The 17,403-nt window shown below is 61.5% G+C and carries 23 protein-coding genes and 1 tRNA gene; 10 read left to right on the plus strand and 14 right to left on the minus strand.

The features are described from left to right. Window positions 1–97 precede the first annotated feature (97 nt). On the minus strand, window positions 98–385 hold the full coding sequence (locus DV733_RS14815) for an amphi-Trp domain-containing protein (RefSeq protein WP_049992758.1): 288 nt from the start codon (window positions 383–385) through the stop codon (window positions 98–100). Between the two features lie 169 nt (window positions 386–554). Here DV733_RS14815 and DV733_RS14820 point away from each other — a divergent pair, with 169 nt between their 5' ends. Both DV733_RS14820 and DV733_RS14825 read left to right on the plus strand, forming a co-directional pair. Then, window positions 555–1,154: a DUF5789 family protein gene (locus DV733_RS14820; protein ID WP_049992759.1), complete on the plus strand. Its 600-nt coding sequence runs from the start codon at window positions 555–557 to the stop codon at window positions 1,152–1,154. A gap of 199 nt (window positions 1,155–1,353) precedes the next feature. Then, window positions 1,354–1,776 (plus strand): hypothetical protein, encoded by a 423-nt coding sequence (locus tag DV733_RS14825; RefSeq protein WP_049994263.1) that lies wholly within the window; start codon window positions 1,354–1,356, stop codon window positions 1,774–1,776. Window positions 1,777–1,835: 59 nt separating this feature from the next. Here the strand turns inward: DV733_RS14825 and DV733_RS14830 are convergent, their stop codons facing one another. The 7 genes from DV733_RS14830 to DV733_RS14860 form a co-directional block, all read right to left on the minus strand. Then, window positions 1,836–2,297: a hypothetical protein gene (locus DV733_RS14830; protein WP_049992760.1), complete on the minus strand. Its 462-nt coding sequence runs from the start codon at window positions 2,295–2,297 to the stop codon at window positions 1,836–1,838. Window positions 2,298–2,334: 37 nt separating this feature from the next. Beyond that, window positions 2,335–3,540, minus strand: a complete 1,206-nt coding sequence (locus DV733_RS14835; protein WP_049992761.1) for a CBS domain-containing protein — start codon at window positions 3,538–3,540, stop codon at window positions 2,335–2,337. A gap of 129 nt (window positions 3,541–3,669) precedes the next feature. Continuing rightward, window positions 3,670–3,876: a DUF1328 domain-containing protein gene (locus DV733_RS14840; RefSeq protein WP_049994264.1), complete on the minus strand. Its 207-nt coding sequence runs from the start codon at window positions 3,874–3,876 to the stop codon at window positions 3,670–3,672. Window positions 3,877–4,362: 486 nt separating this feature from the next. After that, window positions 4,363–4,854, minus strand: coding sequence for a DUF3368 domain-containing protein (locus tag DV733_RS14845; protein ID WP_049992762.1), 492 nt, complete (start codon window positions 4,852–4,854; stop codon window positions 4,363–4,365). Beyond that, complete coding sequence (locus DV733_RS14850) at window positions 4,844–5,089, minus strand: UPF0175 family protein (protein WP_049992763.1); 246 nt, start codon at window positions 5,087–5,089, stop codon at window positions 4,844–4,846. Before DV733_RS14850 ends, DV733_RS14845 begins: the two co-directional genes overlap by 11 nt. 422 nt (window positions 5,090–5,511) lie before the next feature. Continuing rightward, on the minus strand, window positions 5,512–5,694 hold the full coding sequence (locus DV733_RS14855; RefSeq protein ID WP_049992764.1) for a hypothetical protein: 183 nt from the start codon (window positions 5,692–5,694) through the stop codon (window positions 5,512–5,514). After that, the gene (locus DV733_RS14860; protein WP_049992765.1) at window positions 5,694–7,058 is read right to left on the minus strand and encodes an NAD(P)/FAD-dependent oxidoreductase; all 1,365 of its coding nucleotides are present in this window, start codon (window positions 7,056–7,058) and stop codon (window positions 5,694–5,696) included. Before DV733_RS14860 ends, DV733_RS14855 begins: the two co-directional genes overlap by 1 nt. 238 nt (window positions 7,059–7,296) lie before the next feature. On the opposite strand from DV733_RS14860, the gene DV733_RS14865 reads away from it, so the two are divergent. Further along, window positions 7,297–8,262 (plus strand): D-2-hydroxyacid dehydrogenase, encoded by a 966-nt coding sequence (locus DV733_RS14865; RefSeq protein WP_049992766.1) that lies wholly within the window; start codon window positions 7,297–7,299, stop codon window positions 8,260–8,262. Here the strand turns inward: DV733_RS14865 and DV733_RS14870 are convergent. From DV733_RS14870 to DV733_RS14880, 3 genes are all read right to left on the minus strand, one after another. Then, window positions 8,247–8,651: a hypothetical protein gene (locus DV733_RS14870; protein WP_049992767.1), complete on the minus strand. Its 405-nt coding sequence runs from the start codon at window positions 8,649–8,651 to the stop codon at window positions 8,247–8,249. The two genes, DV733_RS14865 and DV733_RS14870, sit on opposite strands and share 16 nt — an antisense overlap. Before the next feature lie 45 nt (window positions 8,652–8,696). After that, window positions 8,697–9,734 carry an aspartate-semialdehyde dehydrogenase gene (asd, locus tag DV733_RS14875; RefSeq protein WP_049992768.1) on the minus strand — a complete coding sequence of 346 codons (1,038 nt, stop codon included), beginning with the start codon at window positions 9,732–9,734 and terminating at the stop codon, window positions 8,697–8,699. A 117-nt stretch (window positions 9,735–9,851) separates the two neighbouring features. Continuing rightward, window positions 9,852–10,136, minus strand: a complete 285-nt coding sequence (locus DV733_RS14880) for a twin-arginine translocase TatA/TatE family subunit (RefSeq protein ID WP_049992769.1) — start codon at window positions 10,134–10,136, stop codon at window positions 9,852–9,854. 179 nt (window positions 10,137–10,315) lie between these two features. Here DV733_RS14880 and DV733_RS14885 point away from each other — a divergent pair, with 179 nt between their 5' ends. The 4 genes from DV733_RS14885 (at window position 10,316) to DV733_RS14900 (ending at window position 13,502) form a co-directional block, all read left to right on the plus strand. Continuing rightward, complete coding sequence (locus DV733_RS14885; RefSeq protein ID WP_049992770.1) at window positions 10,316–10,792, plus strand: redoxin domain-containing protein; 477 nt, start codon at window positions 10,316–10,318, stop codon at window positions 10,790–10,792. 93 nt (window positions 10,793–10,885) lie between these two features. Next, a complete protein-coding gene (locus tag DV733_RS14890) occupies window positions 10,886–11,371 on the plus strand; it encodes a GNAT family N-acetyltransferase (protein WP_049992771.1) in 486 nt (161 codons plus the stop codon). 63 nt (window positions 11,372–11,434) lie between these two features. Further along, window positions 11,435–12,640 (plus strand): DNA primase small subunit PriS, encoded by a 1,206-nt coding sequence (priS, locus tag DV733_RS14895; protein WP_049992772.1) that lies wholly within the window; start codon window positions 11,435–11,437, stop codon window positions 12,638–12,640. 1 nt (window position 12,641) lies between these two features. Further along, the gene (locus tag DV733_RS14900; RefSeq protein ID WP_049992773.1) at window positions 12,642–13,502 is read left to right on the plus strand and encodes a hypothetical protein; all 861 of its coding nucleotides are present in this window, start codon (window positions 12,642–12,644) and stop codon (window positions 13,500–13,502) included. Here the strand turns inward: DV733_RS14900 and DV733_RS14905 are convergent. Then, entirely contained in the window at window positions 13,499–14,635 is a 1,137-nt protein-coding gene (locus DV733_RS14905) for a S1C family serine protease (protein WP_049992774.1), read from the minus strand. The two genes, DV733_RS14900 and DV733_RS14905, sit on opposite strands and share 4 nt — an antisense overlap. Window positions 14,636–14,714: 79 nt before the next feature. Between DV733_RS14905 and DV733_RS14910 the strand changes: the two genes are divergently transcribed. From DV733_RS14910 to DV733_RS14920, 3 genes are all read left to right on the plus strand, one after another. Beyond that, a tRNA-Arg gene (locus DV733_RS14910) sits at window positions 14,715–14,787 on the plus strand. Window positions 14,788–15,248: 461 nt separating this feature from the next. After that, the gene (locus tag DV733_RS14915; RefSeq protein ID WP_049992775.1) at window positions 15,249–15,650 is read left to right on the plus strand and encodes a universal stress protein; all 402 of its coding nucleotides are present in this window, start codon (window positions 15,249–15,251) and stop codon (window positions 15,648–15,650) included. A gap of 58 nt (window positions 15,651–15,708) precedes the next feature. Next, a complete protein-coding gene (locus DV733_RS14920) occupies window positions 15,709–16,137 on the plus strand; it encodes a DUF5788 family protein (protein ID WP_049992776.1) in 429 nt (142 codons plus the stop codon). On the opposite strand, the gene DV733_RS14925 is transcribed toward DV733_RS14920, so the two are convergent. Together DV733_RS14925 and DV733_RS14930 are read right to left on the minus strand one after the other, a co-directional pair. Beyond that, entirely contained in the window at window positions 16,134–16,814 is a 681-nt protein-coding gene (locus DV733_RS14925) for an RAD55 family ATPase (RefSeq protein WP_449267306.1), read from the minus strand. The two genes, DV733_RS14920 and DV733_RS14925, sit on opposite strands and share 4 nt — an antisense overlap. After that, window positions 16,798–17,382: a HalX domain-containing protein gene (locus DV733_RS14930; RefSeq protein ID WP_049992778.1), complete on the minus strand. Its 585-nt coding sequence runs from the start codon at window positions 17,380–17,382 to the stop codon at window positions 16,798–16,800. The genes DV733_RS14925 and DV733_RS14930 overlap by 17 nt, the downstream gene beginning before the upstream one ends. Window positions 17,383–17,403: the final 21 nt, after the last annotated feature.

The following is a 17,403-nucleotide window of genomic DNA, read 5'->3' on the forward strand; positions in this document are numbered from 1 at the left end:
CCCCGACGTCCCACATCCGAGCGAGACGGAGTCGAACGCGGACGAGTAATTCACAGTGAGGCGGCCGAATTAGCCGTTCGGTGAACGTGTGGCGTGACTACTCGATTTCCAACTGGCCACTTCCGCTTTCCCCCTCACTGTCGTTCTCGTCCCACTCGAGTTCGAATTCGACGCTCAGTTCGGTCATGTTGCCCGCCTGGCCCTCGCGTTCGACTTTGACTTCGAAGGTCGGTCGGGCAGGTGGATTCAGGGTTACAGACTCCGAGCCTGCTTTCAGGGTGATCGCGTTTCCGTTCTCGAGGGTGTCCGCGACGTTCCGGAGGTACGTTGCGATCTCTTCTCGGCTCTGGTCGCTCTCTGAGTTGAACAGGACTTCTTCAGGCATACAGGTGATAGTAGACGGCCTGGACCGATAAGTGCGGCTTCCGTATCGGGTAGCGGCGCAGCACAGTCGTCAGAGCCGGCCTCGCTCTCCGGGACAGCTATCGGTGTCGCTGAACTGTGGGTCTGGTATCGACCATAGATCTATCTTGTTAGAGCGTCAATATTACAGGATGGCAGACGACAAGAGTGGTCGAGACAAGCAAGCACGAGACGCTGAGAGACGCCAGCAAGAGCGTGAGATTGCCACAGAACTGGAGCGCGGCGACGAGACTGAGCCATCGGTAGACCCGGCGACACTCACGGATTTCGAGGGGGAACTCGATGAACTGACCTTCCCGGCGACGGGGACCGATGTCGTCGCAGCGGTCGGCGATCACGAGCTCGAATCGGTCGAAGGGAGCTACGCTATTGAGGAACTAGTCCCAGAGAGCGACGAGGAGACGTTCGACTCACCAGACGCTGTCCGCGTGCAGGTACGACGGCCGACAGTTGCCGCGGCGATGAAACGGATCGTGGAAGCCAGCACGACCCTTCGGAGTACGGATCTCAGTTGGACACAGCGAAAAGCGTACGAGATGACCTTCGAGGAACTCGAAGCGATCGACGCCGATGACGACGACGAAGGGATTCGAGTTATCCGCGATTGGATCACCGACCGAATCCACGACGAGGAACGGCTCCCGTCGTCTCGGGAGGTACGTCGAGAAGCGGCGAAGTTCTGTCGGGCGAACGGCTATCAGGTCCGAAACGACGAGTGGCTCGGAATATAGATCGACGATTTGGTCGGTCGTGACGATGACTGTTGGGACGCTCCACGTGTGACCGAGACGCGCCCTCGATCCGATACTGGGTCTTCGAGGGCACCACCTCCCGTAGAGTCGCTATGGGCTTTATTGTGATAGCAGTGAAACTATTGGCATGGCACTCGACATCGAGGTCCCTGAATCGCCGGACCTCTCGAACCGAGGAATGCCGCGTTCGTTCGAGTGGCAAGAGGAGACACTCGGGTCAGAGGACTTTTACCGTGAGGATATCGAAGATCTGCTCCAAGAAGGGGCGTGGAAGGAGGGATTCAACGAGTGGAGCGAGTACACGAATCTCCACGAAGAGCTGGTTCGAATTGTCAGCGACCTCGGTCTGTTCCAGGCGTTCGACTTTTACTGGGACCCAACCGAAGACCGCCTTCGTTTCGACGCGCCGACGATTCCGGACGACTGGCGGGAGCGGGACACGACTGCGTCGCTCGACTCGAGCACGGTTTCGATGATCGACGGTGAGTTAGACGACCTCGGCCGAGCAGTACAGGAGATGCTAGAGGACTACCTCGACCGGAACGGCGACACGTCCGATTACGGGTGGAGTGAGGGGACGGACGGCGAACGCGAGAACTGAGTCCAGTCGCCACACTCTGTCGATTTCCGAACGTACGAACGACGGCTATCTCGACTGAGTCACTCTTCACGGTCACCGTAGGCGTGCTCACTCAGACTGAACTCGGAGGGCTCGTCGTCCTGTGCGAGGTAATTCTCCAGTACTTCCTTTACCACCCGACCGAGGTCGTCTAACTCGTTGTCGATCATCGACACTGCGCTCGAATCGAGCGAGTCTGTCGCCGGACGTTCTCGCCAGTCGTCTGGAATCGTCGGGGCATCGAAGCGAAGCAAGTCTTCGGTCGGGTCCCAGTAGAAATCGAACGCTCGAAAAAGCCCGAGAGAGTCGACGATTCGGATGTGTTCTGTATCGAGATTCGTGTACTCGCTCCACTCGTTGAACCCCTCCTTCCACGCACCTTCCTGGAGCAAGTCCTCGATGTCTTCACGGTAGAAATCCTCCGACCCGAGGGTCTCCTCTTGCCACTCGAAGTGCCGCGGCCTGCCCCGGTTCGAGAGGTCTGGCGCCTGCGGAATCTCCATCAAGAATCACCCACTCCGCTGGGGAAACTCGTGACCATCATCCGCCGAGCCACCACCCGTAGAGGGCTTCCTGCTCTCGGTTCTCGGGACGCTTTTTGGACTGTCCGTACGTCTTGCCCTTGAGTATCTGGCGCTCGACCTTGTTCGCGGCCAGCCTGAGAGCGTGGGCCGCACCGTAGCCTTCCCCGTCGGCCGTGAAATAGCCACGGTCGGTCACCAGCCGAATCCGCGCGAGTACCAGCGGCACACCGCGCGATTGTTCTTTGTGTTCGTGGAGTTCGATGCTGGCTTTGATAACGTCCATCGCCCCGTACTTCGAGGCCATATTCTCCATGAGGGCCGAGACCTGGTCGTAGTCCATGCCCTCCAGCAGGTCGAGGCCGAACACTTGCACAGCGTTGCGGTCGTCCTGTTCCCATGTGAGCGCCTCCAGCACGTCTGTTTTCGTAATCATACCGACGGGCTCGTCACCAGAATCAGCGAGCACGACCAGCGAGGAGATTTCGCGGTCGAACATCGTCTCGACGACGTGTTCGAGGGACGCACTCAGCCGAACCGTCTCGACGGTGTCGGACATCAGGTTTGTCACTGGTATATCGAGCATACGGTCGGCATCGCCCTCGCGCGCACCGAAGCCACCGTGGCGCGCACCGCCACCCCGATTGCCGAAGTCTCCCGGTGAGCCACCCTGACTCTTGGTTCCACCTCGCGTGGTGAACTCGACGACGTCGTACAGGCTCACCATCCCGACGGCTTCGCCGTCGTCGATGACAGGGAGGTGGGCGATTCGGCCCTCCCGGAGTGTATTGAGGGCTTTGCCGACGGTCGTCTCCGGAGTCGCGCTAACGAGTTGCTCGCTGTAGGCGTCTGCGACCGTCACGCCGCCGAGAAACGATTGCACCGCCGCGAGGACGCTGTCGCCAGTCACGACCCCGACGACACGCCCGTCGTCCAACACGGGCAGTGTCTTCACGCCGCTGCCTATCATGAGTCGAGCAACTTCCCGGACGTCTGCGGTCCGCTCGACTGTCGGGACGTGCTGTGCCTGTGACCCGACTTTTGCCGAGGGCTGGTTAGACGACGAGGCTAGTTGTCGGCGGCTGAGAACCCCTCGATACGTGTCTCCGTCTGTGACGACGACGGCATCCAGTTCGTGATTCTCGAACGCGCCCGCGACTTTCGAGAGCGGGGCCCCGATATCGAACTCGGTGAACTTCGTCGAGAGAATTGTAGAGATGTCCATGCGTATGTAAGGATAGAGGGACGGAAAGTTAGGCAGGGCATATCGAGTGCCAGGGGATAGGTCACCAGACGTATTGCAGGCTCTGGTTGTGAGGGCCACAGCGAATTCTCAGACCCAGATGGGGCTTGTCTACAGAATGAACGTGACGATGGCAAGCACGACGAAGATGATGACGAGCCATTTTGCGATCTCCATACTGATGCCTGCGACACCGCGAGCGCCGAGCACCGCTGCGACGAGCGCGAGTATCAAAAAGAGGACAGCAAGCTCGATGAAATTTCCGCCGGTCTGCAACGGCGCGGCTCGGACCGAAACCAGGGTATGTGGAACTACCATACCGTAACTACGTCTCCGAACGATGTCAAACTGTGATATATTCATCTCCATCCTCTTTTTGAGCAACCGGGTGAATCCATCTGTGTAGCAGTGATGCAATCAGCAACTCAGGACAAACTCTCAGTCGGACATTCAGAGGGTGCTATCCTCTCCCCAGTCGGGTATATATAGAAAATTGGACACATCTCAGCGACAGTTCTCCGGCACCGGAGTTGTAGTCCCATAGTGCAACCATCGACGCAGTATCTCGGGAAAGGTCGAGACAGTCGATAAGCGCGAGATTCAGAAGGGGCGAGGTGGTCTCGATTGTCGCCAGACTGGAGGGAGGCGCACGGGGTTCCTAAGTGTTTGACTGAATGACAGAAATACAGCCAACGCTATAGAAATCGGGAATGTACGCCCGCGACACGACCGGGCGAGTTTCTACTCGTAGACATGGTGGAAGTGAAACGAGAACTCGACAGCTATCCGTTGGAAAGATTTGAGCTATTCGTCTGCCTTGGAGAGAACTCGTGAATAGAGGTCGTCGGAAATCCAGAACCCGGCTTCGCGCAGGGCATCAAGTTCATTCTCAAGGTCCAGCTCACCAGTCTTCGCTGCGCGGAGCAGAACGCCGATGACCCCAGTGACATCAAGGTCGTGTCTTCGAGCCACGCGTCGGCCGTCCCGTTCGTCGAGCAAAACGAGATCGGCGGCGTGTTCGACTGCGTAGCAGATCGCCGCTGTCTCCCCGAGGTCGAGTTCGTGAACGATTTCGACAAACAGGTCCGAGCGCTCCACCTCGACGATGTCCAAGAGGGTGTCATCGCGCAACTCCCGCAGCGCTTCCAGACCTTCCTCCCCCTCAGTGAGTTCGTCCCAGACTTGGCGAGGGACGACAATCTCGGGAAACTGCGCTCGGAGAAGGTCCAGGCGGTCGATGAGCGCAAGATTAAGAAGAGGGGACGTATCCGAGACGACGAGCGCGCTACTCGGCATAGTCGAGGTCTTCTTCGAGTTCCTGTTCGCCGTAGTGGCGAGTGATTTCACGCTCGCCGAGGAGTTCGTGAAACTCTCGTTTCGACAATTCCGCCAACGCGCGCGCCTTCCCGAACGAGAGCACATCACGGGCGTACAGTGAGACCGCTAACTCCCGCTTCAACGCTGGCGACCGCTCCCCTTCCGGAAGTTGGAGCGCCTCGTAAACGTCGTCGTCGATCTCGATCGTCGCCATATCAGATGTAGGCGCACACGATTCTTGAGTGTTTGGCTGAACGCACCGGAGAACACAGCAGGCGCTCTCGAAGCTCGAGATGTACGCCCGCGACACTAACGACCGACATCATCCCAGGCGGCATGCCAGGTCAGCCGGGAAACCCTCGTGGCGGGCGGGCGGCGCTACACGCCGCCAGTTGGCGAGGCGGTGAAACCGCCGAGCCGGGAGATCCCGTCAGGAATCTCCGAGTGCCGAGACGGCGATAGCCGTCGAGGCGTGATGCTGCCGTGAAGCAGCGATCGAGATGTCGCGTACCTGGGTTCTCCGCGACGTCATCGCGCCCATACAGGCACACTCGGGCGGGGACTTGTGGTACGCACCCCGAGCTATTCGTGGACCGGGGTTAAGCCCTTCGCGTGAACACTGGCTGGCCTCGTTCGCTACTCCTCGCCGCCGGCCCAGGGGCCGATACCCAGCAGGTTGCCGGCTACCCAGCCGACCAGAAACGGCGTCAGCACGGCCAGGCAGATCAGCCCGATCCATCGCACTGGTGGTGGCTGGAGTGCCAGATAGCACAGGTAGAGCGTTCCGACTAGCGGCAACGCACGCTGGAGTAGTCCCATCAGAGCGCGTACTCCGACTCACGCAACTGGACGTACCCGTGTTTCCGGAATTTGCGCCTGGTCCACAGGTATCGCCCAAGGAGCGACATCCCACTCCAGCCTGCACGGAACGCCTGCCGGCCCCGTGTCCCTTCGAACTCGACCATCCGCCTCACTGTCCGGAAGACCTCGTCCCAGTCCGCTGGCCCCATGTCGCGGGCCCTCTCGGCGAGGGAGACGTTTCGGATAATCTCGTCGCCGATCGCGTCTTTCCACTCGGGGTTGTACCGCTGCATATCGCCGCTGGCGGCCAGTCGGCCAGCAATCTTTCCCGTCCGAACGGCGACGTGGTCGCCGCCTTCGTGGAACGCAGAGGTCGCGCCCATCGCGCCGCCGACGACGGCGACGTTGGCCTGCGTCGGTGATTCGATCGGTTGCGTCGAGGAGATCGGATAGGCTTCGGTCCCCTTCTGTTTCCCTCGATCTTCGACCAGCGGGAAGTCTTCGAGGTCGTAGTCCGGGTAGAGCCACTCCAGCAGCCGCCGGATGTAGACCCGCCCGGGCGGGATCTGTTCGTCGTCGGGCTGCAGGAGTGTGTAGGCGTCTCGATTCGCGACGGCGTCGAGATCCATTCCGATGGGCATCGTCAGGCCGACCCGTGCGACGTTGTCGTCGTTCGGGAAGATCCACGGATACGCAGTGTGTCCGGGGATGACGCCCCACCAGAATTTGAGCAACTCGGGGTCGAACAACTCTTCGGGGATCTTGCGATGTTCCTGGTAGGCGATGTGATTCGCCGTCTTCGGTCCCAGAAGTGACGAAATCGACCGCCCGCTCGGCATGAACTGGTCGACGGCGTTCAACGTGACTGTACGCTGGGGGCCGTCCGCCAGCACGAGCGCGTCGGCTTCGATCTCCTCGCCGTCCGCGAGGGTCAGGCGGTGGGTATACGAACGGCCGTCGCGCGTCGATTCGACGTCGGTGACGTTCGTTCCGACCTCGTAAGAGGCACCGGCAGCTTCGGCCTCTTCGCGGAGCCAGTCGTCGAAACGGGCCCGCTGGAAGGCGAAGCCGAAGCCGTCCCACGACGATTCGATCTGGGTGTTCTTGACCGTCGCAGACTCAGAGGGGCCGCCGAAATACGCCCCTTCGAGGTCGCTGAGGATGATGTCCTCGGGAATCTCCTCGGGTTCGTAGTCCATGATGTCGACCCAGTAATCGAGCATACCAGCAGCGTCGGTCGAGTCGGGGCCGAGATGGTCGCGGTCCGAGCGCGGAACCCCCTTCTCGATGACGAGCGCATCCGCATCGCCGTCGGCAGCGGCTTTCGCGGCGGAACTACCCGCCGGCCCGCCACCGACGATCGCAACGTCGACTTGGTGCATATCCCCTACCCCGAACCCTCGGGATTTAATTCTTGCAGGTTGAGTTTCGGGCTACATGCCGGTCGGCGAGTGCCTGGCCTCGGGCGTGCAGACTTCGAACGTCGCTCGTTCACGTCTCCATTCGACGATACCGACCGTTTCGGTCGCTGGCAGAACGTTGACTGTGAGAAAAGACCTGCTCCGCACTCGTTTTGGTATCAGTGGACTTTCAACGACTGCGAGTGTCACTGTTCCCACCATGGTCCCAGAACCGACTGAGATCCTCGTCTTCCAGCAGAAACTCCACGGACTGCCCGTCGAGCGCCTCGTCGACGCGCTGGACGAACGCGTCGGGTCAGCGACGGTCTCGCTGGCGATAACCGACGAAGCGATCGACGAGAAACTCCCCGACGCGACCGTCGTCGTCGGCCGCACGATCACTACCGAGCAACTCGAACTGGCCGAATCGCTCGAACTGTTCGCCTGCTCGTTCGCCGGGACCGACCACCTCCCGCTCGACGAACTGACCGATCGTGGGATCACGGTCACGAACGCCGGCGGCGTCCACGCCTCCAACGCCGCCGAGCAAGCGATCGGCGGCCTCCTCGCGCTCACGCGGGATCTCTTTCGCGCACGCCGCCAGCAAGCAGACGGTGTCTGGCAGAACTTTCAATCAGGGGAACTGGCAGGCGGCACGGCCACGGTCGTCGGACTCGGCGCGATCGGGTCTGCGATCGCAGAGCGGCTCCAGCCGTTCGACGTGACGATCCGCGGCGTCCGCCACTCGCCCGAGAAAGGCGGCCCCGTTGATGAAGTCTACAGCTACGACGAGTTCGAGCAGGCTATCGTCGACGTCGACGCTGTCCTGCTGGCCTGCCCGTTGACCGAGACGACCCGAAATCTCCTCGACCGGTCGGCGTTCCAGGTCCTCCACCCCGAGACGATTCTCGTCAACGTCGCCCGCGGTGGCGTCGTCGACACCGAAGCCCTACTGTATGCACTCCGTTGGAACGACATCGGTGGGGCGGTGCTAGACGTCACCGATCCCGAGCCGCTGCCGCCCGAGCATCCGCTGTGGGGCTTCGAGAACGTCCTAATCACACCGCACAACGCCGGCTACACCCCAGAGTATTACGAGCGGCTGGCGGACATCCTCGCCGAGAACGTCGACCGAGCGCGTGAGAACGGCGAATGGATCGGGCTGCGGAATCAGATCGTGCCCTGATCGGCTTTGGATTCTCGGTAGCCGTCACGCGCTTCGAGATACCAGAAACTGACGATCACCACGACAGCGCCGGTGACAGCTCCGCCGTGGATCCACTGCTGTGGGAGCGACGTCGCCGTCGAGAGCCCGTATGCAACGAGCGCGAGCACTGCGAGCGCGGCGACGAGTCCAACCGTCCGCCAGCGAGCGGTGACTGGATAGTCCTCGTTTCCTTCACCGAGTATCGCGAGGACGAGGTGTGCGCCGCCGAAAATCAGCGCGTTGAGCAACACTGAAGCGACGACACTGATCGTCGGATCAGAGATTCCGAAGATCCGCGGGACGGCGAAGAAGACTGCAAGCGCAAGTACGCCGACCCCAGCCTGGACGACAGTCTCCCGTGAGAGCATACGATTCGATCTCGACGTGCGTGGAAAAAGATGACGGTCGTCGACTTAGATGTAGCCCGATTCGAGCAGCAGCTCGCCGTTGAGGATGGACGCACCGGCTGCGCCGCGAAGCGTGTTGTGCGCGAGACAGTTGAAGTTGATCCCGTGGGTCGTCTCCTTGAGGCCGCCAGTCGCGATTCCCATACCGTTGTCGTAGTTGCGGTCGAGACGCGGCTGCGGGCGGTCGGGTTCTTCGAAGACACGGATCAACTGGTCGGGCGAGGAGTACAGGTCGATCGAGGGATACTCTCGGAGCGCCTCGGCGGCCCCGGCAGGCGTGACGTCGTCACTAGTGTCGGCCCAGACGTTTTCGAGGTGGCCGTCAAGCGTCGGGATTCGGTTGCAGGAAGCCGAGACGTCGACGTCGTGCCACTCGATCGCTGCGCCGTCGAAACTGCCCAGGAGCTTCTGGGACTCGGTCTCCATCTTCTCCTCTTCGCCGCCGATGTGCGGGATTGCGTTGTCGATGATCTCCATCGAGGTGACGCCGTCGTAGCCCGCGCCCGAAACGGCCTGCAACGTCGAGACGTCGACGCGCTCCAGTCCGAAGGCCTCTTCGAGCGCGGCCAGCGGTGGGACCATCGTGATCGTCGAGCAGTTCGGATTCTTGACGATCGCCCCGTCCCAGCCGCGCTCGTCGCGCTGGACCTCGATCAGGTCGAGGTGGTCGGCGTTGACCTCCGGGATGGTCAGCGGCACGTCCTCGTCGGTGCGGAAGTTCGAGGAGTTCGACGAGAGGACGTAGCCCTCCTCGGCGAACTTGGGTTCGACGGCCTCGCCGACGCTGGACGGCAGCGACGAAAAGAGGAGGTCGACGTCGTTGGGGACGTAGGTCGGATCTGTCGCGCGAACTTCCATCTCTGCCACGTAGTCCGGAATCGGCGTGTCGATTCGCCACTTCGCGGCGTCACGGTAGTCTTCGCCCGCGCTGGACTCGCTGGCCGTGAGCGCGGTGATTTCGAATTCAGGATGTGGGTCGAGCAACTGGATCAATCGCTGTCCGACGGCCCCGGTTGCGCCGAGGATGCCGACGTTCGTTGTCATGGTATTCGGGGGTGTGCGATGCGTGGTCAAAACAGTTTGGATACGGCTCGCACACGGCGCTCGATAGTCTCGCCAGTCGAGCCGTGATCACCGAGAGAAGATCCCCACACTGCGCAGTTAGTTGCTGGAGTCGCTCGTCTCTGACTCACGCTCGCGGGTCGGCTCGTCTTCGCTTTCGACCGTTCGCTCGGTCTCCGCGCTCCCCTCTTCGGAGTCGCCCTCTTTCATCTCCTGCAGTTCCTGTTCGACCTGCTCGCGACCTTTCTGGAACTCACCGATCGCCTGTCCTGACGAGCGAGCGAGTTTGGGAATCTTGTTCGCACCGAACAGAAGCACTGCCAGCAACAGCAGCAACAGCACTTCGGGACCGCCCGGGATGCCTGGGATCTGTAGTACGACCATTGTACCCCATCCTTACCTGCTGTCTATTATAGTCTTTTTGCCTTTCTGAGCGCCCCGAGAACCGGCCGGTCGGACGCTGTTGTAGTCTTTTCTCTCCGATATCGGTCCCCAAATCCGAGAGCGCAATCGTCGTCGGGATCACAAAGGTCTTTGAACGGACTTCCCAAACTCCGCTTGCTATGGTAGACGTAAGCGACTCTGCGCCCGACTTCACTGCACCGCTCGCGAACGGCGACGTCGACTCCTTTAGCCTCTCGGAGCACCTCGACGAAGCCCCGCTCGTGCTGGCGTTCTTCCCCGGCGCGTTCACGAGCGTCTGCAGCCACGAGATGAACGAGTTCCAGGACAAACTCGAAGAATTTCAGGCCGCAGGCGCGTCGGTCTACGGAATCAGCGTCGACTCTCCGTTCGCGCTCAACGAGTTCCGCGAGAAGCTCGGCCTGCAGTTCGACCTGATCAGCGACGCCGAGAAAGACATCATCGAGGCCTACGACATCCCGATGGACTTCGCGGACCTGGGCGTCTACGACGTCGCCAAACGCTCGGTGTTCGTCGTCGACGATGACGGCGATGTTCGATACGCGTGGGTCAGCGACGACCCGGGCGTCGAACCTGACTACGAGGAAGTGCTCGCAGAAGTGCAAGACCTCGCGTAAGTCCCGTACTGACTCGCTTCGGTCCGTTCCGCCCCCTTTCGCGGGCCACCGAGGCCGGTGGAATTATATTTACGACTGTTCTATACGGTGGTAGTGAGTATCAACGTCGATACACGGATTATCGACCGAGGCAGCGACGAGTACGTCGGCGAGGCCTGGGATCTCAAAGAACGGATCCGCCGCTCGGACGACGTCCTGCGTCAGCGACGCGGCTTCTTCGAGAACGCCTATCGACGCTCGAAGGTCTACGTCTATCTCAATCGCGCCCGACGGACGAAACTCATCGGCTTTGCGGCCGTCCGTCGGGACGGCTACATCCTCTTTCTGGCCGTCGACGAGTCCTACCGGGGCGAGGGATTCGGCAAGCGGCTGATCGCTCGGGTCGCAGAAGACTATCGGTCCGTCTCCTGTCACGCCCGGACTACGAATCGAGAGGCGATCGAATTCTACCAGCACGTCGGCTTCGAGATCGAACGCCGGATCGACAACTACTACGAGGACGGCGGTGACGCCTACTACCTCAAACTCGGCGACGACGAGTCGATCACCCAGCGACTATCACGGCTGTTGAGTCGCTGACCAGGTTCCAGGGTCGTCGAGGGACGAAAACGCTTTAGCCCCGAGTTCGCAAACAGGCAAGCGATGGAAGAACGGACGCGGGCCTATCTCCGGGGTCGCTTCGGTGACTACTACCGACGGACGGAGTTGACGCCACCACCAGGGGCCAACGAGCGCGAGTGGGGGTTCATCCCCTGGACGTCCGGCCCCGGGACGACGATGGTCCGCCACCGATCGCTGCTGGATCTCGGCTCGATCGAGGACTTTCTGGCACGCAAGCGCCCGCGCCACGTCTACTTCTCGGCCGGCCGCTACGACGAGCCCAGCGCCTCCTCGATGAGCGAGAAGGGCTGGCGTTCGTCCGATCTGGTCTTCGATCTCGACGCCGACCACCTCCCGTCCGTGACGCTCGGCGAGGACAGTTACGCCGAGATGCTCGCAAAGTGCAAGGACGCCCTGCTTCGCTTGCTCGACTTTCTCGAAGACGACTTCGGGTTCGAGGACCTGACGATCGTCTTCTCAGGCGGCCGGGGGTATCACGTTCACGTCCGGGACGCCGGGATCCAGGGTCTGGAACGGGAGGCACGGCGTGAGGTCGTCGACTACGTCCGCGGGATCGGCCTGGATATCGATGAAATCCAAACCAAAGAAATGCGCGGAAATACACCCGCAAGAGTTATCGAAAAAGACGGTGGCTGGGGTAGTCGAATTCACCAGAGGTTGACCGCTCTTAGTGACGACCTCAAGCGAATGGATAATGAGGAAGCCCTCGGTCGTCTGTCAGAAATCGAGGGGGTCGGTGATAAGACAGCCAAGACTATCTTGGGTGCAGTATCCGCTGATCAAGACGTTGAAGGTTACACGGAGAACGAAGAGGTTGAAATCAATTACGAGGCCATATCTGCGGGTAATATTGAACTCGGTGGGGTGGGGATGAGAAAGCTAATCGATGCAATCGCTGAAGAAACAGTATCTGCTGAAAACGCCCCCATCGACGAGCCGGTCACGACCGACACGAACCGTCTGATCCGGCTTCCGGGGAGCCTCCACGGCGGCAGCGGGCTCGCAGTTCGACGGATCGACCGATCGGATCTCGCCGACTTCGATCCGCTGGTCGACGCCGTCCCGGAGACGTTCGTCGGCCACGAGATTTCGGTAGAAGTGACAGACGGCGGCACAGTCGAGTTACGGGGCGATAGTTTTACGGTGGAGGAGGGTGTCCATTCCGTTCCAGAGTACCTCGGCGTGTTCCTGATGGCACGGGGACGCGCAGAGAAGGGCCAGGAATAGCATGGACATCGACGAGTTACAAACTGTGCAGAGTCGCGAACGGCAAACCGATAGCCTCCAGCAGCTGCGCGACTCCTTCTATTCTGAGGCCAGCGAGTTCGTCCAGCAACTCAGGGACGCGCGCGACGACGCGGCCCAGCGCGCCGACGACCCTTGGGACAACCCCGAGGTCAACCGGCTGAGCGACGAGATCAAGACCGCCGAGCAGACCGTCGAGGCGATCTACGATCGGCGGGTCGGCAAGATCGTCAAGAAAGCCTCGCTCGCGGCCGCGGAGATGCCGACCGACGAGGACGGCCTGACGAGCGAGGAGCAGGCACTGTTCGAGCGGCTGGTCGAGAGCATTCAGGACAACCGCGGCCACGTGCTCGACATGATCGCCGGGGACGTCGAACCGGGGACGTCCCCGGTCAGTGCAGACTCGGGCTCGACTCCGTCCGCAGAAGCGACCCCGGCGCCAGAACCGTCGAATCCGCAGTCGACTCCCGTCGAGTCGAGTCCGGATCCGACACCTCCCGAACCGACTGACGCCGAGGACGATAGTGTCTCGGCAGCGGACGTGATGAACCCCGATGGCGGGACGAAGACGGCCGACGGTGGACCGTCGCGAACGGAACCGCAGGAACCACCGGAGCCGCCATCTGACGAGGTGTCGTCGTCGCCCGAAGAGACTGCGGAAGGCTCGACTCCCGAGGAGTCAGCAGACGTCTCTCGGCGGACGGTCAAGATTACGAAAGACGTCGGGGAGATCTTCGGCGTCGACCAGCGCGAGTACGACCTCTCGACAGACGACGTGGTGACGCTGCCGGCAGACAACGCCGAGCCGCTTCTACAGCGCGACGCTGCCCAGCCGCTCGATTAGAGGCTTCCGGAGGGTGGTGGCCGCGTCCCGAGTGTGAGATCGACCGTCTGGAGCCGGCCATCGCGGACGACTTCGATCTCGATCGTGTCGCCCGGACTCGTCTCCAGTGCGAGAAAGCTCGACAACTGTTGTTCGGTCGTGATCTCCTGGCCGCCCATCCGTCTGATGACGTCACCGCCGATCGGAACCGAGCGGCCGTTGATGACCGTGTCGCGTCGGCTCCCCTGGAGGACGCCTCGTGCTGGGCTGCCATCGCTCGTCCTGACTACGTAGACGCCGCTGGCCAGATCCAGATCGTTCGCTTCGGCGATCGCCGGCGTGACCGATCGGAGACTGATCCCCATGAACGGGTGGTCGTAGTTACCTGTCTCTATCAGTGACGGAACCACTCGTTCGAGGAGTCCACCCGAGATCGCGAAGCCGATGTTGTCTCCGCCGCCGGAGTTGATCACGCCGACGACCCGGCCCTGCAGATCGACGAGTGGGCCGCCGCTGTTACCCGGGTTGACGGGTGCGTCGGTCTGGATCGCGTCCGGGATCGTGAAGTTGCTATCCGGTGTCGCCGGCAGCGTGCGATCGAGGCCGCTGACGATCCCCGAGGAGACAGATCCCGAGAAGCCGAAGGGGTTGCCGATAGCGAGGACTTCCTCACCGACGGGTGGATCGCGGGTCTTCACCGGGAGTGCGTTCGCGTCACCGGGCGGTTGGTCGACTTCGAGGACGGCCAGGTCGCTGTAGACGTCGTCGGCGACGATCGAGGCGCGTCGCCAGCCTCCCGTTCGAAAGCGAATGTTGACCTCGGTCGCGCCGTCGATGACGTGTTCGTTCGTGACGACGTGGCCGTCGGTGTCGTACATCCAGCCACTCCCCTGACCGTTGCCCTGGGGTGTGACGACCTGGATCTGGACGATGGAGTTGCGGACGGCTCGAAAGACCTCGGTGAATCGGGAGGGCGAGGTCGATTCCGGCTCTTCGAGCGTGGCCTGCTCGATGATATCTTTCGGCGGCGTCTCGGGAGCGAACGGATTCTCTGCCTCGTCTGCCCCTGGAGCCGACGAACAGCCTGCCAGCGCCACCCCAGCACTGGCGCCCACCAGCCCCACGAATCGTCGTCGCGATACCTCCTGTGGCATACCCGGTTCCAAGGGAGTGAGCGGAATAAACCCTCGGGGAGCGCAAGCGTTTTTTCGGCCCGCTGTGGAAACGCCGGTAGGGCGTGTGGCCTAGCGGACAGGGCGAGGGGTTCCTAACCCCTCGATCCCGGGTTCGAATCCCGGCACGCCCGTGCAGCGACCGCAGAGAGCGAACCGGCATGGCGGGATTCTAATCAGGGAGCGGGAGGTGAGCGAGCGCAGCGAGCGAACGGGAGCGACCGTGGTTCGAATCCCGGCACGCCCGTGCAGCGCGAGACGCGAACGACGTGAGCGTCTCGGAACGGCGAGCAGAGAGGAACGACCCGCGAGCAAGGAGCGCGAGCCACAGGCTCGCGCGACTGAACCGGAACCGGGATTCGAGCCCTGGGAGTCGCGCGCAACGCTGTGAGCACGTCTCCCTCCGGTTCGAATCCCGGCACGCCCGCTCGACTCGCTTCGCTCGCCTCGCGGACGTCCCGTAGATCGCAAACGCGAAGCGTTTGCTCACTCCCGGCACGCCCGCTCGACTCGCTTCGCTCGCCTCGCGGGCGTCGAGTAGCGACCGCCATCGAGAAAGGAAACATACAGGCAGGGCGACGACCTACCACTGACAATGACGACGGTCGTAGTTCCTGTTCGCTACCCTCTCACTTCCCACTCGAAGTCAACGCTCGGCGAGGCGATCCGCGTCGCCGACGAAGAAGACGCATCCCTGACGGTGCTGCACGTCAATCTCTATCAGAACAACGGACGCGTCACCCGGACCGATCTCAAGTCGGCCGTCGAACGCGAATTCGGACACATTCCGCGGACCCGGTACGTCGTCCGGTCGGGGCTGCTCGTCGAGGAGACGATCCTCGACGAGGTAATCTCAGAAGAGGCGGATATCGTGGTGATCGGCCAAAAACAGAAGAGTCGCTGGCGCGAGACGGTTCGTCGACTGCTCGACGACCCGGACCTCGAGCACTTCCTCGCGAACGAATTCGACGCCCGGATCGTCACGGTCAACGGGTGACGTGGGTGACGGAGCGCATACCGAAAGCTACGCCACCGCCCGGCGTGTAGGTGCGTGTATGTCCGACGACTCCGGGACGGTCGTCCCCGAGGAGCGCCGCGAGGAGTTGCTCGAACGCATCTCGAAACGTGGCTCGACCATCGGCGAGCGAATCCCCGAGAAGATCACTATCGACGATCACGAGATCGCCCTGCGATCGTTCGTCTGGGAGACGAAGAAGCAGGGCGTCGTGCCGCCCGAACAGCGCGACGATGTCCAGCGCGTCCGCGCGACACTCAAACGTGAGCGTGATCGGCTCAAAAAGCGTCTCAAGAACGACCCGCTCTCGACTGCAGAGGCCGAATCGATCGCCGAGACGATCGTCGGGATCGATCGTGCGATCTCGGCATTGAAGAGTCTCCGTGAACCTGACCTCCGCGAGCACGCACACGAAGAGTACATCGCGAGCAACAAGCGATGGATGAACTTCATCAACCAGTTACGCTAGACTTCGACCCACTCCGACGGCGAGGACGTCAGCCCAACGACCCGTGCCTGCCGGGTCCCGCCCTGTTCGCGGACCTCGATCATCCCGTCGAACGCCTGTTTGATGACCTGCAACGTCTGCTCGTCGTGCGCCGCAGAATCGATCGTGAACAGTCCCAGATACCCCGCCGCGTCCAGCCGCGATGAGAGGACGTGACAGAATTTGAAAACTGTCTTGCGATCGGTATAGGTGAGCATCGTCGACAGCGAGGAGAGCGCGAGTCGGCCCTGCTGTGCGCCGCTCTCGTGGAGGCCTTCGAGTGCCTTGGTGATCCCGATGCCGATGCCAGTCAGATCCCCTGGCGAGGAGACGTGATGAACGTAGATGCCATCTCCCGAGCCGTCGTTCGCACTGTCGGAGACGCAGTCGACGACCCCCAGTCGGACGGCGTCCGTCCCGGTCCTGTCTCTGAAGTTCGCGATTACGTTGTCTGCGCGGTCACCGGTCGAGACGATGACAGCTCCCTGCCCCTGTCGCGTCCCGTCGGCCAGAATCTCGTACGCCAGGTCGTCTTTCCCCGTCATTGCTGGCCCCGAAATCAGGATATTCGATCCTGGGCGCACCGATTCCAGCGCCTCGATATCGAGTACGTTTGTGAGATCGTACATGGTCCCAGATTGATCAGTGTTCGTCGCCATTGCCTAGTCCCCGAAGGGTCGCGATGAAGTCTTCGTCGTCCTCGATTCCCCCGAGCGTCTGTGATAGGTCGTCCTGTAGTTCGTTGATTCGATCTGTCAGATCCGCGTACTCCTCGCTCTCGGCGAGTTCGGCGCTGCTCTTTGTCGCTTCGAGTGTCGCCTGTTTCTCTACCAACGAGTAGTATTCCTGGAGTAGGCCGTCGTACTCCGAGCGTTCGAGGAGGTTGCCGACCGTCTCGTGAAGCTGTTCGCTTCGGATGGGCTTGGTGAGATACGAGTCGAAGCCCATCTCCAGAATATCGAAATCGGGCTCGACAGCTGTCACCATCGCGACACGGCACTCGAACCCACTGTCGCGGATCCGCGAGAGGACTTCGTCTCCGGAGAGGCCCGGCATCATGCGGTCTAGGAGTACCACGTCGACGTCTTCGTCGAGCATGTCGAGAGCTTCGTCACCGTTCTGTGCCATCCTGACTTCGTAATCGTCCCGAAGCCAGAGATTGTACGTCTCGGCGACGTCCGGTTCGTCTTCGACGATAAGTACGACGGGTGCGTCGGGATCTGACATCGGCTCTCTTCGATGTGTTTA

The sequence above is a fragment of the Halapricum salinum genome (genome assembly GCF_004799665.1).
In the GTDB taxonomy this organism is placed as follows: domain Archaea; phylum Halobacteriota; class Halobacteria; order Halobacteriales; family Haloarculaceae; genus Halapricum; species Halapricum salinum.